Annotated in this window: 12 protein-coding genes; 2 read left to right on the plus strand and 10 right to left on the minus strand. The window is 60.7% G+C overall.

The features are described from left to right. Window positions 1-18: 18 nt before the first annotated feature. Window positions 19-2037, minus strand: a complete 2019-nt coding sequence (locus DW49_RS0106430; protein WP_005618017.1) for an alpha-1,4-glucan--maltose-1-phosphate maltosyltransferase — start codon at window positions 2035-2037, stop codon at window positions 19-21. 329 nt (window positions 2038-2366) lie between these two features. On the opposite strand from DW49_RS0106430, the gene DW49_RS0106435 reads away from it, so the two are divergent. After that, window positions 2367-2552: a hypothetical protein gene (locus tag DW49_RS0106435; protein WP_005737676.1), complete on the plus strand. Its 186-nt coding sequence runs from the start codon at window positions 2367-2369 to the stop codon at window positions 2550-2552. A 69-nt stretch (window positions 2553-2621) separates the two neighbouring features. Continuing rightward, window positions 2622-2777: a hypothetical protein gene (locus DW49_RS1000000133055; RefSeq protein WP_005618016.1), complete on the plus strand. Its 156-nt coding sequence runs from the start codon at window positions 2622-2624 to the stop codon at window positions 2775-2777. A 47-nt stretch (window positions 2778-2824) separates the two neighbouring features. Here the strand turns inward: DW49_RS1000000133055 and DW49_RS0106445 are convergent, their stop codons facing one another. The 9 genes from DW49_RS0106445 to DW49_RS0106485 all read right to left on the minus strand — a co-directional run bounded on the left by DW49_RS0106445 (window position 2825) and on the right by DW49_RS0106485 (window position 20392). Beyond that, the gene (locus tag DW49_RS0106445) at window positions 2825-3571 is read right to left on the minus strand and encodes an SDR family oxidoreductase (RefSeq protein ID WP_017701406.1); all 747 of its coding nucleotides are present in this window, start codon (window positions 3569-3571) and stop codon (window positions 2825-2827) included. 112 nt (window positions 3572-3683) lie between these two features. Continuing rightward, a complete protein-coding gene (locus DW49_RS0106450) occupies window positions 3684-5795 on the minus strand; it encodes a putative bifunctional diguanylate cyclase/phosphodiesterase (RefSeq protein WP_024419731.1) in 2112 nt (703 codons plus the stop codon). A 168-nt stretch (window positions 5796-5963) separates the two neighbouring features. After that, window positions 5964-7436, minus strand: a complete 1473-nt coding sequence (locus DW49_RS0106455; protein WP_005618013.1) for an efflux transporter outer membrane subunit — start codon at window positions 7434-7436, stop codon at window positions 5964-5966. Continuing rightward, on the minus strand, window positions 7433-10540 hold the full coding sequence (locus DW49_RS0106460; protein ID WP_005618011.1) for an efflux RND transporter permease subunit: 3108 nt from the start codon (window positions 10538-10540) through the stop codon (window positions 7433-7435). Before DW49_RS0106460 ends, DW49_RS0106455 begins: the two co-directional genes overlap by 4 nt. Next, the gene (locus DW49_RS0106465; RefSeq protein WP_024419730.1) at window positions 10537-13647 is read right to left on the minus strand and encodes an MdtB/MuxB family multidrug efflux RND transporter permease subunit; all 3111 of its coding nucleotides are present in this window, start codon (window positions 13645-13647) and stop codon (window positions 10537-10539) included. The genes DW49_RS0106460 and DW49_RS0106465 overlap by 4 nt, the downstream gene beginning before the upstream one ends. Further along, on the minus strand, window positions 13644-14945 hold the full coding sequence (locus DW49_RS0106470) for an MdtA/MuxA family multidrug efflux RND transporter periplasmic adaptor subunit (RefSeq protein WP_024419729.1): 1302 nt from the start codon (window positions 14943-14945) through the stop codon (window positions 13644-13646). Before DW49_RS0106470 ends, DW49_RS0106465 begins: the two co-directional genes overlap by 4 nt. 152 nt (window positions 14946-15097) lie before the next feature. Next, window positions 15098-15598 carry a thiol peroxidase gene (gene tpx, locus DW49_RS0106475; RefSeq protein WP_005618006.1) on the minus strand — a complete coding sequence of 167 codons (501 nt, stop codon included), beginning with the start codon at window positions 15596-15598 and terminating at the stop codon, window positions 15098-15100. Window positions 15599-15688: 90 nt separating this feature from the next. Further along, a complete protein-coding gene (locus DW49_RS0106480) occupies window positions 15689-16606 on the minus strand; it encodes a LysR family transcriptional regulator (protein WP_005618005.1) in 918 nt (305 codons plus the stop codon). A gap of 105 nt (window positions 16607-16711) precedes the next feature. Continuing rightward, a complete protein-coding gene (locus tag DW49_RS0106485) occupies window positions 16712-20392 on the minus strand; it encodes a translocation/assembly module TamB domain-containing protein (protein WP_005618003.1) in 3681 nt (1226 codons plus the stop codon). Window positions 20393-20397: the final 5 nt, after the last annotated feature.

Consider the following 20397-nt stretch of genomic DNA (forward strand, 5'->3'; position numbering starts at 1 on the left):
GCTGACTCCTTGGGAGTATTAGTGCGCGGCCTGGATACGCCAGATTCCAAAAGGTTGCGACGGGTCAAGACGGGTGTGTTGATACTTGCCGTACCAGGTCCAGCGGTGCCCGGTCATCAGGTCTTCGCCAGACGTCGCGGCGTCATCCGCCAGGCCCATTTCCCACAGCGGCAGCTCGAAATCCGCTTCCTGTGCGTTGAACGGGTCCAGGTTGATGGCCACCAGAATGAAGTTGCTGCCATCCGCCGAGCGCTTGCCGAAGTACAAAATATTGTCGTTCCACGCGGTGTAAAGCTTCAGCCCCAAGTGCGTCTGCAACGCAGGATTCTGCCTGCGGATGCGATTGAGCTGGGCGATCTCGGCGATGATATTGCCGGGTGCCGCGTAGTCCCGAACGCGAACCTCGTACTTCTCTGAATCCAGATACTCTTCCTTGCCCGGAATCGGTGCTGCTTCGCACAATTCAAAGCCGGAATACATGCCCCACAGGCCGGAACCCATGGTTGCCAGCGCCGCGCGGATCAAAAAGCCCGGGCGACCCGACTCATGCAGGAAGCGCGGGTTGATGTCCGGTGTATTGACGAAGAAATTCGGGCGGTAGCAATCGCGCCAAAGCACTGCGTTCAGCTCGGTGAAATACTCCGACAGCTCGGCCTTGCTGTTGCGCCAGGTGAAATAGGTGTAGCTCTGGGTGTAACCGACCTTGCCCAGGCGCGCCATCATCGCCGGTTTGGTGAACGCTTCCGCCAGGAACATCACCTCAGGGTGCTGACTGCGCACCTCACCGATCATCCACTGCCAGAACGGCAACGGTTTGGTGTGCGGGTTGTCGACACGGAAAATTTTCACGCCTTCCTTGACCCAGCCGAGCACGATGTCACGCAGCTCCAGCCACAGGCCCGGGATCGCATCGGGCGCGTAGAAATCAACGTTGACGATGTCCTGGTACTTTTTCGGCGGGTTTTCCGCATAACGAATCGTGCCGTCCGGACGCCACGAGAACCAGCCCGGATGCTGCTTGAGCCACGGGTGGTCCTGCGAACACTGAATGGCGAAATCCAGAGCGATTTCCAGGCCGTGTTCAGCAGCAGCCTTGACCAGATTGCGGAAGTCTTCGCGGCTGCCCAGTTGCGGATGAATGGCCTCATGGCCGCCATCTTCGCTGCCGATGGCATACGGGCTGCCCGGATCATCCGGCCCTGCGGTCAGGGAATTGTTCGGCCCCTTGCGATGCGCACGACCGATCGGGTGAATCGGCGGGAAGTACAACACGTCGAAGCCCATGTCGCGAATCATCGGCAAGCGCGAGTGGACGTCATTGAAGGTGCCGTGACGGGCCTTGTCATCCGTAATCGAGCGCGGAAACAGCTCGTACCAGCTGGCGAATTGCGCCAGCTCACGCTCCACATCCAGAGGGAACTCCACGCTACGGCTCAAAAACGCCTGGTTATCAGCCTGCTTCATCAGATTGGCGGTGTCGCTGTGCAAGAGCAGCGCGACTTTCTCGTCGTTGTCGCCGTTGGCAAGCTGAGCCGCCAGACCTTCAAGCTGTTTACGCTGCTCACCCTGGCTGCGCTCTGCGGCATGCACCAGATGAATGCGCCCTTCTTCCAGTTCCAGATCGATTGACACACCTGCGCCGAACTTCTTTTCCAGTTCATAACGGTAGCTGCCGAACTGGTCAATCCAGGCTTCCAGGCGAAATACGTAACGGCTGACAGCTGTCGGGGTGAATTCACCGATCCAGCTGTCATTGCCCAGCTCGTGCATCGGCGCGCTGTGCCAGTTTTCTTCGTCGGCAGCGCGCCAGCGAATGTTCACCGCCATCTTGTCATGCCCATCGGCGTAGACCTTGCTGGTCACGGTGACCGGTTGCCCGATGATCGCCTTGGCCGCAAACAACCCACCGTCAATCACCGGCAACGTGTCTTCGATCACGATGCGGGGCAATTGCAGCGCCTGGGTCAGTGACAAGGGTTGGGTTGGGTGCGGTACATCGGTGGCCAGGGAATCCGGACCGTATGGCTGTTCATTCATCGAGCATCACTCCTCACGCCCCAGGGACGCTCCTGTGCATTCCATGCAATGGAAAAATAGACGGTATGGCAGCGGACGTTCGCAAAATGCAGAAGACTCGTCGAATTCAGCTGCCTAGGTTCCGAGCGGTCATTGAAGGTAAAGTTCAAAGGTTTTGAGGTTGTGCGGTGGGCGCGTCAGAGCATAGCCCAGCGGAAAATAGTTGAGGTGAGCGTGTAATCGAATTCCCAAGTGCATGCAGGAATCATCCCCTGACAAGCTTCTATCACGCGGTCTTCAACGCATTGCAGCACACTGATTAAGTGTCGGCGCATCCTGAGGAACGCACCATGATGCTGAAGCCCTGCAATTACCAACTCATGAATTTCGAGGTGTGCGACAGAAAACACCGGCATTCTGAGTTCGGCAGCGATCTGGTGTCGCCAGAAGTAGTTGAAGGGCCGTCTGAGGAACCGTCTGAGCGGTTGGCTGACGAGCTATCTGAACATCACCGCCCGAAGAAACAAATCGATTGAATCATCAATCACGGCAGGCAGTCCTAATCAGTGCCCGGCAAGACAGGGGTCAATAAGGAGGCTGCAACCATGACGCTACCCAATCCGGTCGAAGTGCCCGATCCGAACATCGATGAACCTGCCCTGCCCGAGCCGATACCCGAGCAGGATCCGCCATCGACGCCGCCGCCCAATGAAACGCCGGTAGGTGACCCGCCCGCCAACGCGCCGCCTGTTACGGTGTGACGCACGCTACGGCTGCAATTGAAGACGTCCTGAGCGGCTGGACGTCTTCAGCGCCCGCCCGCCAGGTCAATGAATGTGCCCGTGGCATACGATGCGTTGTCTGACAGCAGCCAGAGAATGGCTTCGGCCACCTCTTCGGGTGTGCCGCCACGGCCCATGGGCAGCGCGCCTTCCAGTTTGCTGACGCGGAACGGGTCACCGCTCAGGGCATGGATGTCCGTGAAGATAAATCCCGGCCTGACGGCATTGACGCGAATGTTCTCGCCAGCGACTTCCTTGGAAAGCCCGATGGTGAAGGTGTCCAGCGCGCCCTTTGACGCGGCGTAATCCACGTACTCGCCTGCCGAACCCAGCCGCGCCGCCAGTGACGACACATTGACGATGCTGCCCCCATGCCCGCCATGACGCGGCAACATGCGTAACAAGGCGTGTTTGCTGCACAGCATGGGGCCGACGACGTTGGTCATCATCATTTTCAGCATGCGAAATTCCGACATGTCCTCGACGCGTGAAGCCTGAGACAAGGTGCCGGCATTGTTGACCAGATGGGTGACTCGCCCCAGATCGGAATCGACCCTGGCGAACAGGCGCATGATCTCGTCCTCGTTGCTGACATCCGCCTGCACCGTGATCGCCTGAGCGCCCAGCGCCCTGACCTGCGCAGCGGTTTTTTCCGCCGCCGCACGATCAGACAGATAGTTGATACAGATCAGATATCCCTGGGAAGCAGCCAGACGCGCAGTGGCGGCGCCGATCCCGCGTGAACCACCGGTGATGATGAGGACTTTATCCATGGGCTGTCTCGTATTTATCCAAAAATCGACATCAAGGTGCAGGTCATGCCCGCAGCGTAACCAGACGTCTCTGATCGTGCCAGCCTTTGTGGTCCAGCGCCATCGAAGCGTTTCAGATCGCCAGTTGTCCGGCGTCGGATGCATCCAGCACCGCTTTGACTTCCGCCGTGCGGATGTCCTCGAGAAACTGTTGCGCAGGCAGCGGATGCCCGAGCAGAAAGCCTTGCAGGGAGTGGCACCCCAGATGGGTCAAAAAACGCTGTTGAACAGCAGTTTCCACCCCTTCGGCGACAATTCGCAGGTTCAATGCCTGGCCCACGGCAACGATAGCCGAAACGATGGCGGCATCGGCGGTATCGTGCTCCAGATCGCGGACAAAACCGCGATCGATCTTGATTTCATTGGCGGGCAGGCGCTTGAGGTACATCAGGCTGGAATAACCGGTGCCGAAGTCGTCGATCGACAGGTCCACGCCCATCTCCGAAAGCCTTCGCAACACCGCCAGACTCGCATCTGCATCGTGCATGGCGGTTGTTTCGGTGATCTCCAGGGTCAGGCAGTTGGCCGGGAGCTGGTGCCGGGCCAACGTATCGGCGACCGCCGTGACCAGCCCGCTGTGACAGAACTGCAAGGCCGAAAGATTGACCGCAATGCGCCAGTGCGGGTAACCCTGGGTGTACCACTCGCGCATTTGCCGACAGGCTTCGTTCAACACCCACTCGCCGATCTGAATGATCAGCCCGGTTTTCTCGGCCAGGGCAATGAACAGGTCAGGCCCCAGAAGGCCCTGCGTCGGGTGATTCCAGCGTAATAGCGCTTCCGCACCGACCGGCAGCCCGGTCAGGGCGTCGAATTTGGGCTGATAGTACAGACAGAAGTGCTTGTGCTTGATGGCTGAACGCAGGTCCTGCGACAGCTGCAACTGATTGCGCGCGTTGCTGTTCATCGACACATCAAAAAAACTGTAACCGTTCTTGCCGGCTGCCTTGGTGTGGTACATCGCGGCGTCGGCGTTGACCAGCAGTTCGTGTTGCGTGGTGCCGTTGCCCGGATACATGCAGATGCCGATGCTCAACGATATCTGCAACTGATGCTCGCCGATGGTGAAGGGATTGCCGATCTCGTTGACCTGCCGCGTTGCGACAGCCAGTGCATCCTGCTGGTCCTGAAGCTCGACCAGCAGAACGAACTCGTCGCCGCCGACCCGCGCCAGTGTGTCATGCAGGTGCAGGTTCTGACGAAGACGCAGGGCGACATGACGCAACAGCAGGTCCCCGGTGTGATGACCGAAGGCATCGTTCACCGGTTTGAAGCCATCAAGGTCCATGAACATCAACGCGAAGCAGCCGCCGTTCTCGCGGACCTTGTTCATGGTCTGCTCGATGCGATCGGTCAGCAACGTGCGGTTCGGCAGGCCGGTCAGGCTGTCGTGCAGCGCCCGATGGGTAAGCTCATGATTGGCTTCCACCAGCGAATTGGCGAGCACTGCAGTACGCGTTTCGAGGTGGGAATCGAGAATGCAGCAGAACAGCGTGATACTCAGCACCGACAGGCTGGCCACCAGCACGATTCGGTCCAGCCCGTTGCTGCTCAGCCCGCCCGCCAGCGCACCGCAGTAACTACCCTCGGCAAAGCTCGCCGCCGCCATGCCGGTGTAGTGCATGCCGACGATGGCCACGCCCAGCAACCCTGCCGCACACGCGCGAGCCAGATATACCCTGGGGCGCTGCTGGCGAAGATGGAACGCTATCCATATCGCCGCTGCAGCGGCGGCAATGGCAATCAGCAGGGAAAGAAACACCCGCCAGGGCGCGTACTCGATGCCGGGCTGCATGCGCATGGCCGCCATGCCGGTGTAATGCATGGCGCTGATGCCGAGCCCCAGCAATGACGCGCCCAGACTCAGTTGCAACGCGGGCAGACGCGGCTGGGTGACCAGCAACAGGGCAAACCCTGAAGACAGCACTGCAATCAATAACGACAGAAGCGTGAGGGGCACGTCGTAGGCGACGTCGATAGGCAGCACAAACGCCAGCATGCCAATGAAATGCGTCGACCAGCCGCCAATGCCCAGTGCCAGCGCACCGCCTGCGATCCATACATAGACCGCACGGCCCTTGGCCGAAATGATACGGCCGGTCAGATCCAGAGCCGTGTACGAAGCAATAATCGCGACGAGAACAGAGATCATGACAAGCGAGGGGGTGTAACTGCCAATCAACATAAACGCACCTGGAGCCCAATGAGCGCGTCCCTGCCGATCTTCTGCGCGTGATTGTACGCAATAGCCACGAAATGTCGCGGTGCTTGATCGGGAAGATGGCAACGAGCCAGCAATCCTGCGTTTATCAGGGGTACTCCAGTAAAGAATCTGCTGGAACCCCTGAAAGATCTACTCCCGGAGCGTCAGACCCGTCTCGGCGTTCCAGCCTCCGCCCAGTGCGGCAATCAGTTGAACGCTGGCGATCAAGCGGCTTTGCAGCACATTCAGGACCGTGCGCTCATTGCTCAGCGCGGTGGCCTGCACATTGACCACGTCCAGGTAACCGATCAACCCGGCCTTGTACTGATTGTTGGTCAGGCGCAGCGAGTCACGCGCCGCGACAAGCGCTTCCTGACGCACGGCGGCCTCCTCTTCGTAGACTTTGAGCTGGATGAGGTAATTCTCGACTTCCTGGAAACCATTGAGCACGGTCTGCCGGTACTGCGCGACCGTCTGGTCGTACAGTGCCTCGGTGCGATCGACCTCGGCCGAACGCCTGCCGCCGTCGAACAGGGTCAGTGCCAGTTGCGGGCCTACCGACCAGAAACGGTTGGGCAGGCTGATCCAGTTGGCGAAGGTGCTGCTGTTGTAGCCGCCGCTCATGCTCAACGTGAAGTCCGGGTAGTACGCCGCCTTGGCAACGCCGATATTGGCGTTGGCGCCCATGACCGAGCGTTCTGCAGCGGCGATGTCAGGCCGACGCTCCAGCAATTGCGAAGGCACCCCGGGCGGAATCTGCGGCAATTGTGGAATCGAGGTGGTGGCCGGCAGATTGAAGTCTGCGGGCGCCACGCCCATCAGCACGGCAATGGCATTCTCGAATTGCGCACGTTGCCAGACCAGGTCGATCAGGTCGGCCTGAGTGCTTTTCAGTTGTGTCTGCGCCTGAGCCACCGCGTCTGTTCCGGCAATACCGGCGCGGTATTGATTGCGCGTCAGGGTCAGCGAGCGCTGGTAGGCGTCCACGGTGGATTCCAGCAAGCGTTTCTGCTCGTCGATCACCCGCAACTGCATGTAGTTCTGCACCAGCTCCGATTGCAGGCTCAAGCGCATGGCCGCCAGATCCGCCAGGCTTGCCTGAGCATTGGCCGTGTCGGCCTCGAGACCGCGACGCAGCTTGCCCCAGACATCGGCTTCCCAACTGACACCCAGTTGCGCGTTGTAACTGTTGCGAATACCCGATGCGCCGGTGTTGGACGTACCGCTACTGGAGGTGCCAACGCCCTGCCCTGAGCGGGTCTTGCCGGTGGTCAGGTCCAGCGTCGGAAAGAATGCGCCACGCGAGCTGCGCACCAGGGCCTGTGCCTGTCGGTACTGCGCATCGTATTGAGCGACCGTCTGGTTGGAGGTATTGAGCCGTTCTACCAGCGTATTCAACTGGGCGTCGCCGTACACCTCCCACCATGCGCCCTTGGCCATCGCGTCGCTGGGCGTGGCTGCGCGCCAGCCCGCAGCGGCCTTGAACTGTTCAGGCGCTGCCGATGAGGGCTTCTGGTAATCCGGCCCGACGGCACAAGCACTGAGCAGGGAGATACAGAGCCCCAGCCCGAGCGGACGAAGCAGCCCCAGCGGGCGGGATGTGAAGGCCAGGCGTTGGGTCATAGCGAAGTTTCCAGAGCAGCATCGGTACGCACGCCGCGCCAGTTATTGAAACGATGGCGCAGGCGGTCGAGATAAAGGTAAACCACCGGGGTGGTGTAAAGGGTCAGGACCTGGCTGAAAATCAGGCCGCCGATGATGGTCAGGCCCAATGGCTTGCGCATCTCGGCACCTTCGGCAGTGCTCAGCAGCAGCGGCAATGCACCGAGAATCGCCGCCATGGTGGTCATCAGAATAGGCCGCAGGCGTTGCAGGCACGCGCTGCGGATCGACTCCTCGGGTGTCATGCCCTGCTCACGCTCCAGGTGCAGCGCCAGGTCGATCATCATGATTGCGTTCTTCTTCACCACCCCGATCAACAGGAACAGCCCCAACAGGGAAATCAGGCTGAATTCGCTGCCCAGCACATAGATGGTCAGCAATGCCCCGACACCTGCCGAGGGCAAGGTCGACAGAATCGTCAGCGGGTGAATGTAACTTTCATAGAGAATCCCCAGCACCAGGTACACCGCCAGCAACGAGCCGAGAATCATCCACGGCTGGCCTTTCTGGGTCGATGCGAAGGCGTTGGCCGTCCCGGCCATCTTGGAAATGATGTCGGATGGCAAGCCGATGGCGGCAATCGCGCGCTCGATAGCGACCGTCGCCTTGTCGAGGCTGGCACCCTCGGCCAGGTCGAACGAGATGTCTTCAGCAGCGAACTGACCGTCATGGGACACCCGGTCGTTCGCCAGGCTGCGCTCGTAATGCGCGATGCTCGACAGCGGCACACGCTGCCCGTCGGCGGTAATCACCTGGACCTGCTCCAGCGTGACCGGGTCCTGAGCGTATTTCGGATTGACCTCCATCACCACTTTGTACTGGTTAAGGCTGTCGTAGATGGTCGAAACCTGACGCTGGCTGTAGGCATTATTGAGCACCGCCGTGACCATATTCATGTCGATGCCCAGGCGCTTGGCCGTGTCGCGATCGACCACCAGCGTCACTTGCTGCGCGCCGCGCCCTTCCCGAGCATCGATGGCGGTCAGTTCCGGGATCGATTTTAGCGCCGCGACAATCTTCGGATACCACAAGCGCAGGCTGGCCAGGTCAGCGCTCTGCACGATGTACTGATACTGCGAGCTGGTCTGCTCGCGGCCTCCGCCCAGTTGCAGGTCCTGATCCGGGGCAAGAAACAGCCTGCCGCCCGGCACGTGCGGCATGTTCTTGCGCAGGCGCTCGACCACTTTTTCCGCCGACAGCTTGCGCTCGGCAATCGGTTTGAGGCGCACGATCATGAAGGCGTTGTTGGTGCCACCGCTGCCGCCGATAAACCCTGCGACGCTTTCCACGGCGGGGTCTGCCAGCACCGTGCGGCGAAAGATCTCCATTTTCGGCTGCATGACCGAGAACGACAGGCCGTCGTCACCGCGCACAAAACCCATCAGTTGCCCGGTGTCCTGCTGCGGCAGAAAAGTCTTGGGCACCACCACGTACAGCGCGACATTGACGATGACGGTCACCAACAAACTGAGCACCGTCAGCCGCCGGTGCCGCAGGACCCAGCCCAGCGAACGATCATAGGCGGCAACCATGCGGTCGTTGACCCGCTCGCTCCAGCGCTGAAAGGCATTGTCCTTCTCGGCATCGTGGGGCTTGAGCCAGCGTGCGCATAACATCGGGGTGAGGGTCAGGGATACGATCAGCGAGACGACAATGGACACCGACAGAGTGATGGAAAACTCGCGAAACAAACTTTCTACCAGACCGCCCATGAACAGGATGGAAATGAACACCGCCACCAGCGAGACGTTCATCGACAGCAAGGTAAAGCCCACCTCTTTGGCACCCAGAAACGCCGCTTTCATGGGGTCGAGGCCGTTATGGATGTGCCTGGAGATGTTTTCCAGCACCACGATGGCGTCGTCCACCACCAGCCCGGTGGCGAGGATCAGTGCCATCAGCGACAGGTTGTTCAGGGAAAAGCCGAACAGGTGCATGATCGCAAACGTACCAACCAGCGATACCGGCACCGCCAGGGTGGGAATCAGCGAGGCACGGAAGCTGCCGAGAAACAGGAACACCACCATCACCACCAGAACCACGGCGATCAGCAGGGTCATTTCAGCTTCGTGCAGGGTCGCCTTGATCACTGGCGAACGGTCCATCGCAATGTTCAGGCTCACGCTCGCCGGCAGCACTGCGCGCAGGGCCGGCAACTGCGCCTTGATCTGCGCCACGGTTTCAATGATGTTGGCACCGGCCTGGCGGTTGACGACCAGCAGTACCGCACGATCATTGTTGTAAAAGCCGCTGTTGTAGCGGTCTTCCACTGCATCGCTGACCTTGGCGACATCCTTGAGACGCAACGTTGCGCCGTCCTGATAGCGGATGATCAGCGGCGCGTAATCCTCGGCGTTTTCCAGCTGATCGTTGGCCTGAACCTGCCAGTTGTGCTGGTCGTCCTCGACGAAGCCCTTGGGCCGTCGCACGTTGGCATTGGTGATCGCGGTACGTACATCGTCAAGCGACACGCCGTACTGGGACAGCATCTGTGGTTCGAGCTCGATACGCACCGCGGGCAGCGAGCTGCCGCCAATCTGCACCTCGCCGACCCCGGAAACCTGCGACAGGCTCTGCGACAGAATGGTGGAGGCCAAATCGTAAAGCTGGCCTTTTTCCAGCACGGTCGACGTCATCGACAGGACCATGATCGGTGCCTGGGACGGGTTGACCTTCTTGTAGGTCGGCATGCTGCGCATGCCGCTGGGCAGCAGGTTGCGTGACGCATTGATGGCCGCTTGCACTTCCCGCGCCGCGCCATTGATGTCGCGGTTCAGATCGAACTGCAGAATGATCCGCGTGGTGCCTTGGCTTGAATTGCTGGTCATGGTGTTGACCCCGGCAATGCTGCCCAACGAACGTTCCAGCGGCGTCGCCACGGTAGACGCCATGACCTCCGGGCTGGCCCCGGCCAGGCTTGCCGACACCACGATGACCGGGAAATCCATGTTCGGCAGAGGTGCGACCGGCAGCAGGCGAAAGCTGACCGCGCCCAGCAGCATGATCGCCAGGCTCAGCAGAACGGTGGCGACCGGACGACGGATAAAGGGCGCAGAGAGGTTCATGCGTCAGCCCGTTCGATGCGATCCGGGGCAGCCGGCTTGCGGCTCCAGCGCCTGCCCAGACGATCGAAGTACAGATAGATGACCGGCGTGGTAAACAGCGTCAGCACCTGGCTGAGCAACAGACCACCGACCATTACCAGGCCCAACGGCTGACGCAATTCGGCACCGGAACCGCTCGCCAGCATCAGTGGAAAAGCACCGAATAACGCGGCCAGCGTGGTCATCAGGATCGGCCGGAAGCGCAGCAGCGCCGCTTCGTAAATGGCCGTTTCGGGTGCGACGCCGCGGTTGCGTTCGGCGTCCAGGGCGAAGTCGATCATCATGATGGCGTTTTTCTTGACGATGCCGATCAGCAGAATAATGCCGATGATCGCGATCATGCCCAGATCGTTGCCACTGATCAGCAACGCCAGCAAGGCACCGACCGCCGCCGACGGCAGTGTCGAGAGGATGGTGATCGGGTGAATGTAACTCTCGTAGAGTACGCCCAGCACGATGTACATGGTCACCACTGCCGCCAGAATCAGCAGCAGCGTGCTGGACAACGACGCCTGAAACGCTTCGGCAGCGCCCTGGAATTGCGTCTGCACGCCAATCGGCATGCCGATTTCCTGCTGGACCTGCTCGATCACCTGCACGGCCTTGCCCAAAGCGACACCTGGGGCCAGGTTGAACGACATCATGACCGCCGGAAACTGCCCCAGGTGAGTAATGGCCAGTTGTGCCTGACGCTGCTCGATGCGCGCCAGACTCGACAGTTTCACCTGCGCGCCATCGGTGGTCTTGACGTGGATCTGCTCCAGCGCCGCCGGACCCAAGTCACTGCCGGACGCAGCCTGCAAGACCACCCGGTACTGGCTGGCCTGGGTGTAGATGGTGGAAATCTGCCGCTGCCCGAAGGCGTCGTACAGGGCATCGGTGATATTGGCCACTGTGACACCGACCCGACTGGCCGCATCGCGATCAATGTTCAGGTACACCTGCAGGCCCTTGTCCTGCAGGTCGCTGGCCACATCGGTCAGTTCAGCCCGCTTGCCAAGCGCGTCTACCAGCTTTTCGCTCCACAGCGTCAGCAGCTCGGCGTCGGGCGATGACATGCTGAACTGATACTGGGTACGGCTGACCCGGTCTTCGATGGTCAAATCCTGTACCGGCTGCATGAACAGGCGGATGTCCGAAAGCTTGTCGACCTCCGGTTGCAGGCGCTGGATGACTTCGGTCGCGGTCAGGTCGCGCTCCCGGTGCGGCTTGAGGTTGATCAGCAACCGGCCACTGTTGAGCGTTGCGTTGTCGCCATCGACACCGATATAGGACGACAGGCTGACCACCGCCGGGTCCTTGAGAATGATGTCGGCGAGCGCTTGTTGGCGCTTGCTCATGGCGGCGAACGAAACCGACTGTGGTGCTTCGGAAATACCCTGAATCACTCCCGTGTCCTGCACCGGAAAGAAGCCCTTGGGCACCGCGATATACAGCAGCACGGTCAACACCAGCGTCGCCAGCGCGACCAGCAGGGTCAGCGGCTGATGCTTGAGCACCCAGCGCAACCGGCCTGCATAGATATCGATCAGCCAGTCGATCCACGCACCGCTGGCCCGGTAGAAACGGCTCTGATCTTCCTCTTTCGGCTCTCGCTTGAGCAGACGCGCGCACATCATCGGGGTCAGGGTCAGCGATACCACCAGCGAGATCAGGATGGCGACCGCCAGGGTGATCGCGAACTCGCGGAACAGACGCCCCACTACGTCGGCCATGAACAGCAGCGGGATCAGCACCGCAATCAGCGACAGGGTCAGGGAAATCAGCGTGAAACCGATCTGTTTTGCGCCCTTGAGCGCGGCCTGCAAGGGGGTTTCACCCTCTTCGATATGCCGGGAGATGTTTTCCAGCATCACGATGGCGTCGTCGACAACGAAGCCGGTGGCAATGGTCAACGCCATCAAGGTCAGGTTGTTGATCGAGAAACCGGCCAGGTACATGACCCCGAATGTGCCTACCAGCGACAGCGGCACCGCAATCGAGGGGATGATCGTGGCGCTGAAACGTCGCAGAAACAGGAACGTGACCAGTACCACCAGCACGATAGCAATCAGCAGCTCGTGCTGAACGTCAGTGACGGACGCCCGAATGGTCTGCGTGCGGTCAGTCAGCACCACCACATCGAGCCCGGCCGGAAGGTTGTCGGTGATGCCCGGCAGCAGGGCCTTGATGCGGTCCACCACATCAATCACGTTGGCACCCGGCTGACGCTGAATGTTCAGCAACACCGCCTGATTGCGATTGGCCCAGGCTGCCAGACGCTCGTTTTCGGCACCGTCAACGATCTGGGCCACGTCTTTCAGGCGCAACGGCGCGCCGTTTTTGTAGGCCAGGATCAGATTGGCGTATTCCTCTGGAGAGCGCAGTTGATCATTGGCATCCAGCATCGAAACACGGGTCGGGCCGTCGAAGTTACCCTTGGGCTGATTGACGTTGGAGGCGCTGATCAAGGTGCGCACATCCGCCAGGTTGAGGCTGTTGGCAGCCAGCGCCTCCGGATTGACCTTGATCCTCACCGCCTGACGCTGTCCGCCGGCGATGCTGACCATGCCGACGCCGCTGATTTGCGAGATCTTCTGCGCCATCCGTGTATCGACCAGATCATTGAGCCTGGGCAGCAACATGGTTTTCGAGGTAATGGCGAGCGTCAGCACCGGCGTGTCGGCCGGGTTGACCTTGTTGTATACCGGCGGCGCCGGGAGGTCGGTCGGCAGCAGGTTGGTGGCGGCGTTGATCGCCGCCTGCACTTGCTGCTCGGCAACGTCCATATTGATTTCGAGGCTGAAACGCAGGGTAATCACCGACGCGCCGCCGGAGCTGGTGGAGGCCATCTGGGTCAGCCCGGGCATCTGCCCGAACTGGCGCTCAAGCGGCGCGGTCACCGAACTGGTCATCACTTGCGGGCTGGCGCCGGGGTACAGCGTCATCACGCGGATGGTCGGGTAGTCGACCTGAGGCAGAGCCGAGACCGGCAGCAGGGTGTAAGCGATCAGCCCCGCCAGCACGATCGCCAGCATGCTCAGCGTGGTGGCGACCGGACGCAGGATGAACAGGCGCGACATGTTCATACGTTTGGTTTTTCCACCTTGCCAAGTACGGCCGACTTGTCTGTCTTGCTGTCAGGCTTGCCCTGCAACTTCTGCCCCGGACCTGCCGGTACGTCCTTGCTGTCGTTGACGACCTCGACTTCGGCGCCATCACGAAGGCGATCAGTGCCCTCAAGCACGACCCGCTCACCGGCAGCCAGGCCTTCGGTGATCACCGTAGACGTCTCGTCGCTCGGACCGGTTTTCAGCAGTTTGAGTTTGACCTTCTTGTCGCCGTCCAGCACATAGCCAAAGGTGCCGTCAGTGCCGAACTGCACAGCGGCAGTCGGGACCAGAATCGCCTGTTTCAGGGTATCGGCGCGCAGACGCACGTTGACGAACTGATTGGGGAACAGAATTTCGTCGCTGTTCTCGAAACGGGCCTTGAATTTCAGTGTGCCGGTGGCCACGTCGATCTGGTTGTCGAGGCTGGCAAGAACGCCGGTCGCCTGCATTTTCGTATCGCCACGGTCCCAGGCTTCGACGGGCAGCTTATCCCCGGTGCGATAGCGGGAAATAACCGCCGACAGGTCTTTTTCCGGCAGCGTGAAAGCAACCGAGATCGGCTGGGTCTGGGTAATCACCACCAGCGCGGTGGTGTCATTGGCGGCAACCAGATTGCCGACGTCCAGTTGTTTGAGGCCGACGCGACCGGCAATAGGCGCGCGGATCCGCGTGAAGTCCAGGCTCAGTTTCGCGTCAGCCACAGCGGCCTGATTGGTCTTGATGGTGCCCTGATACTGGCTCACCAGCGACTCGGCGGTGTCCAGCGTCTGTTTGGCGATACTGTCCTCGGCAAACAGACCGCGATAACGCTGCACATCGAGCTGGGCATTTTTGAGCAGCGCCTGATTGGTTGCCAGCGTGCCCTCGGCCTGCTGCAAGGCGACCTGATAGCTGCGCGGGTCGATTTCCGCCAACAGATCACCGGCCTTGACCTTCTGGCCTTCCTGGAAATAAAGCTTGACCAGTTCGCCCGCCACCCGGCTACGCACATTGATGGTATTGGTCGCCGTGACCGTGCCGAGCGCCTTGTAAAAAATGGGAAATTCGCCCTCTGTGGCCGGAGCCACACGCACCGGCACGGCGATAGCCGACCCACCAAAGCCCGGCCGGCCCATGCCACTGGCGCTCGCCCGCTTGCTCTCGGCCCCTTTGCCGGGCGTGGACGCAGGCCAGAACCACCAGCACAGGACGACAATGACCAACAGGATCAACACACTGATCAACCAGCGGCGGGATTTACGGGAGCCAGACGATTGCATGAATAAATCAACCATTACAGGTGGGGGCTTCTTTCAGAAGGCTGAACAATAAGCACAGATGTGTGACAAGCAAAGCGCCTTTACCAAGCGCTTACTTTCGATAACCGTATGAAGCACAAATAAAAAACGGCCTGAACAGATTCAGACCGTCGAAGTGTTGCAGAAAGTTACTTCAGTACAGCCAGTGCAGCGTCGTAATTTGGCTCTTCGGCAATTTCCGATACCAGTTCGCTGTGCAGCACAGTGTCGTTTTCGTCCAGAACAACCACTGCGCGAGCGGTCAGGCCTTTCAACGGACCGTCGGCAACGGCAACGCCATAATGCTCGCTGAAATCGGCGCTGCGGAACGAAGACAGGTTCTTGACGTTTTCCAGACCTTCGGAGCCGCAGAAGCGCGCCTGGGCGAACGGCAGGTCGGCGGAGATGCACAGCACAACGGCGTTGTTCAGCTCGTTGGCCTGGGCGTTGAACTTACGTACCGATGTTGCGCAGGTCGGCGTATCGACGCTTGGGAAGATGTTCAGCACCTTGCGCTTGCCAGCGAAGTCAGCCAGGGTCTTGTCGGCAAGACCTTCGTCCACCAGCGTAAAAGCTGCGGCTTTGCTGCCGACTTCAGGCAGGGTGCCATTGACTTGAACGGGGCCGCCTTTAAGGGTCACTTGAGCCATGAAACACGTTCCTTCTTGAAATGAATATAAAGAGCCGGAAGTTAACCACGAAAGCGTGCCGCGGCCTATATCGGATAATTCCGAATTTGCTCAGGAAACCAGCCTGTCCCGGATATCAGGGTGGTCACACAATTCCACCAGCCAATCGACGAACACCCTGACGCGTCGTGACAGCTGCCTGTGCGGCGGATAAAGCGCCGTCAGCGCCAATGGCGGTGGACGGTGCCTGCGCAGCACCTCGACCAGCGTGCCGCTGCGCAATTGCCCGGCAATGTGGTAGCGCGGCACTTGTATCAGGCCGAAGCCGGCCTCGCAGGCAGCCACGTAGCCATCGGCGCTGTTGACCGAGATCGAACAGGCCAGGCCGTGATCAGGCGCCCCGCCTTCCCCCACAAACTCCAGACCATAGCGTTTGCTGGTGCTGGCCGAAAAATATTCGATGACCTGATGGTGCGCAAGGTCCTCCAGTTGCAGCGGCGTACCGTGCTGTTGCAGGTACTCGCGACTGGCGCAGGTGATCTGGGTCAGGCTGCCCAACGGTCTGGCGACCAGCACCTCGTCCAGTGCAGCACCTGCGCGCAGCACGCAGTCCACGCCCTCGCGAATCAGATCGACCGGCCTGTCACTCATGCCGATCTCCAGCCGCACTTGCGGGTAGCGCCGGGTGAATTCAGGCAACGCAGGAATGACCACCATGCGCCCCAGACTGACCGGCAGGTCGACGCGCAGCAAGCCCTTGGGCTCGGCGCCGGTTGATGAAAATGCAGCCTCGGCGTCATCCAGATCGGCCAGCAGGCTCACGCAACGCAGGTAATACGCCTTGCCGTCGGGTGTGGTGCTGACCTGACGCGTGGTGCGCTGCAAAAGCTGGACGCCCAGATGAGCTTCGAGCTGCTTGATCAGAATGGTCACTGAGGCGCGAGGCATGTGCAGGCTGTCGGCGGCCCTGGCAAAGCCGCCCAGCTCGACGATACGGGTGAACACGCGCATGGCGTTGAATCGATCCATGATTACCGGCAGCCTGAATAGAGAGAGCGTGTGAAGGGTCACACTGTTTTAACAGGTTAAACCGGTTGAAAACAGGCCGGTGCCATCACAGCAGCTGGCCAGTGCTCAGAAGTCCCTTTTATAGAAAATATCCAGCGAACTGGCAACCCCGCTGGCCGCCTCAAGGTATACACGCTTGCTCAGCAGGTAACGCAACGCAATGGTATTGGCAGGTTCAAACACACCCACCCCATAGCGCAGGCTGAGTTTTTCGGTGATTTTGCCGCTGGCCACCACATTGGTCTTGTCGCCGGTGCCTGAGGTGTCCAGCTCGAAGTCCTTGATGCCGAGGTTATCGGCCAACTTGCCGGTGGTCGATGAGCTGCCTGCCACACCCAGCGCCAGCGCAGCCTGGGCAACCATGTTGTTGTCTTCACCGGAAGTGCTCAACGGCCTGCCCATGACCAGGTAGGAGAGCGCCTGCTCCTGGCTCATGGCCGGTTCGGAAAACACTTCGGTGGTGGGCTGCTCGGCACTGCCGGTCAGTCGGATACCGGCAATCACGTCGTCGGTCTGGCGGATAGCCTCGATGTCCAGATAAGGCTGGTCCACTGGGCCGGCGAACAGCAGGCGTGCCTTGCGAATCGTCAGCCGTTGCCCGTAGGCACGGTAACGGCCGTCATTGAGGTTCAGTTCGCCACGGGTATCCAGATTGTCGCCAATGTGCACACGACCGACCAGATTGGCGGTCAGCCCGAAGCCGCTGAAGCTGAGTTTTTCCTGGCCGACTTCGACATTGATGTCCATGGCCACGGCCAGCGGTGGAGCGCCCTCCTCGGTCTGCTGCCCGACAATCACGGTGTCGCCCGACAGTTTGACAGTAGACGGCGGCAGCTCACGCACGGTGATCGCGCCCTTGGGTACCAGCACCTTGCCGGAGATGGCCAGCCGCTCGCCCTGCATGGAAATCTTCAGGTCAGGCGCTGCCTCTACCGCCGCGTAGGGTTCGACATTGATCGGCAGGCGCGAGCCCTTGAGGCTCACATCGACCAGCAGGCTCTGACCCCAGGCGACCTGACCGCCGATGGCGCCCTGTCCGGTACTGCCGCTTTTCCAGCCGCCGTTGATCTGCACGCTTTCGCCGGCAATCAACGCTTGGACCTTGAGGTCGTGCAGCTCCATCGGCAATTCGGCACCCGCCACTTCGCCACCCTCCAGGGTCACGCTGCCATTGACCAGCGGTGCCAGCAAACTGCCGGACAGTCGACCACTGCCGTTCAAGCGCCCGTTGAGCTTCTGCACCATCGGCGCAAACGGCCGTGCCACGGAGATGTCCAGGCCGGACAGATTGAAGTCGCCCGCGAGGGGCTTGTCCTTGGCCAGTGGATCAATCTGCGCATTCAACAGCAAGCGGCCCAGTTTGCCGCCTTCAAAATCCAGACGCGAGTTGATGCGCTTGGGTGTCAGGGTGCTGGCGAGCTTCAACGTCTGGTAGGGGAAATCCAGCCACTGGTCGTTGTTACGAACCCGTAATGTGCCGCCTCCTGCGTCAATACTGATCTGGCCGCTGGGGCCTGCCGCCGGTATATCAAGCTGAACGTCGGCATTCAATGTGCCCTTCCAGGCGAAGTCCTTCGGCATCCATTGCGCCAGACTGTCGAGCGGGAAATTCTTCAGTTGGTAGCGCAGACGTGGGTCAGGCATCAGACGCTGATCGCCACCGCACAGACTGGCGGCCCCGGACAGCCAGCAATGCGCGCCGAAACTCAGCCTGCCGTCGGCCAGCCGTTCGATTTTCGCTGGCTGTTGCAAGCGCCAGTTCTGCCCGCCGCTCTGCACCGTACCGCTGGCCAGTCGGCCACGCCAATTGCCGTTGTCCAGCCCGCCGTCAAGTGCGATGGCCAGTTTGAGCAGCGGGCCTTGAAGATCCAGCTTCAACTGCTGCGCCTTGAGCGTGCCCTGAGCATCGATCAGCAGGGTACCCAGCGCAGTGTCGCCAGCCTGAATACCGACGCCTTTCACATTGAGGGTCGCACGTTGCGCCTGATCCAGCCGGGCAGTGAGCGCAAGGTTTTGCAGACGATTGTCCTGCAACGCGAGCTGGCTGCCCTGCAAGGCCAGTTGGCCCTGCGGCGTTTGTAGTGTTCCGGCCAGATCCAGCCGGCCTTTGACCTGCCCCTGCAAACGTGGCCACAACTGGCCCAGCCGCGGCAGATCGAGGTCAAGTTGACCTTTCAAGCGCTCCTGCAGGCTGCCGGTGCCCTGGATACGGTTATCACCCAGGCGAATATTCAGGCTGCTGACAGTCCACTGCTGATCGCGACCGTCAGCCTTGGCCTGCAACACAGCTGGCTGACCCCGCAAGCGCCCTTTCAAATCCAGGTCTGCGTTGAGTTCAAGCTGCTCGTTTCTGAACTGGCCCTTGCTGCGCAACGGACCTGCCAGCGTGCCGGGCAGCTCGGCGACCCAGAACGAAGGGTCCAGCGCGCTCAGGTCCAGCGCCGTGTCCCAGCCGATACCGTCAGCGAATTGCAGGTCCAGGTGACCGCTGGCCTTGCCCTGCCCCGCAACCACTTCCAGCTGCGGCAGGTGGATCGCTTGCAGGTTGCCACTGAACGGGCTGACCACTGTAAACGCGCCGGCAGGCCCTTTGAGGCTGGCGTTGAAATTGCCCAGATAATTGCCGTCAGTGTAGGAAACCTCGCCCTTGAAGGCGTGCAACGCCACTTGAGGTTCGGACGCCACGGGGTACAGACGCTGCCAGGGGAAGTCCAGCCAGTCGATGTTCGCATCGGCCGAAAAACCGTTCTGCCAGTTCAATTTGCCATTGATGGCTAAACGCTGTTGATCGTCGGCGGCGAGGTCCAGCGCAGCAATGCTTGCCCCGTTGGCATCTACGCGCCCCTGCAACGCAAGGGCCACAGGGCCTTTTTCCGCAGGCAGACTGGCCGAGCCGTTGATCAGGTAGCCCGAGTCGAGATTGCCCTCGGCGGTCAGCAGCAACTGGTCCAGTTGCAGGGTGTCGGGCAAGGCGGCGCTGGGTTTGAAGTGCTCGGCCGTCAGCTTCAACCGGGCTGGCTGGTGCTCTGCCAGCGGCTGCAGCTCGCCACTCAATACACCGGACAGGTAACCGCTGCTGTCAGCCTTGAGCTGCAGGGTCTTGAGCACGTCGCCCTGAATATCCAGGGCCAGCGTCCACGGCTGGCCGTCCTGCGGCGGAAGCTGCAATTGCCCTTTTGCGGTCAGTGGCCAGTCGCCTTCCGGCTTCAGCAGGCCATTGAGGTCCAGAATCAGCGCATCGCGTTGCAGGTGCGCGCTGTCGATCTGCAAACCTGCGGCGGTCCAGTGTGCCGCCAGCTTGAGGTCGCGCAATTGCTCGACGCCATCGAGTTGCAGGCTGCCCAGTTGTACATCGCCCAGTTGCAGCGCGAGCGGCAGCTTGAGCGCGGGTAAATTGACAGGGCCTTCGTCGCTCGGCGCACCGCTTGGGGGAAAGCGCAACAGCACTTGACCGGCGTGCAAGCGGTCGATGCACAGGGTCATTTTCAGCAGGCAGGCTGGCGTCCAGGCAAAGGCGACAGCTTGCACCTCGACACGGTCTTCGCCCTGCTGCCACACCAACCGCTCAGCGTTCCACTGCCCGCCCAGCCGGCCCTGAAAGTTTTCCAGTTGCAGGCCCGGCACGCGCGCCAGCGCCCAGCGGCTGCCGGCCTGAGTGCCGAGCAGCAGCGAAACACTGACGATCACCAGCAGCAATAATGCGATCAGGCTCACCCCGACAATCTTCGCGGTGCGCTTGATGTTCATCCTGT

The organism is Pseudomonas avellanae BPIC 631, assembly GCF_000444135.1.
Lineage (GTDB): Bacteria > Pseudomonadota > Gammaproteobacteria > Pseudomonadales > Pseudomonadaceae > Aquipseudomonas > Aquipseudomonas avellanae.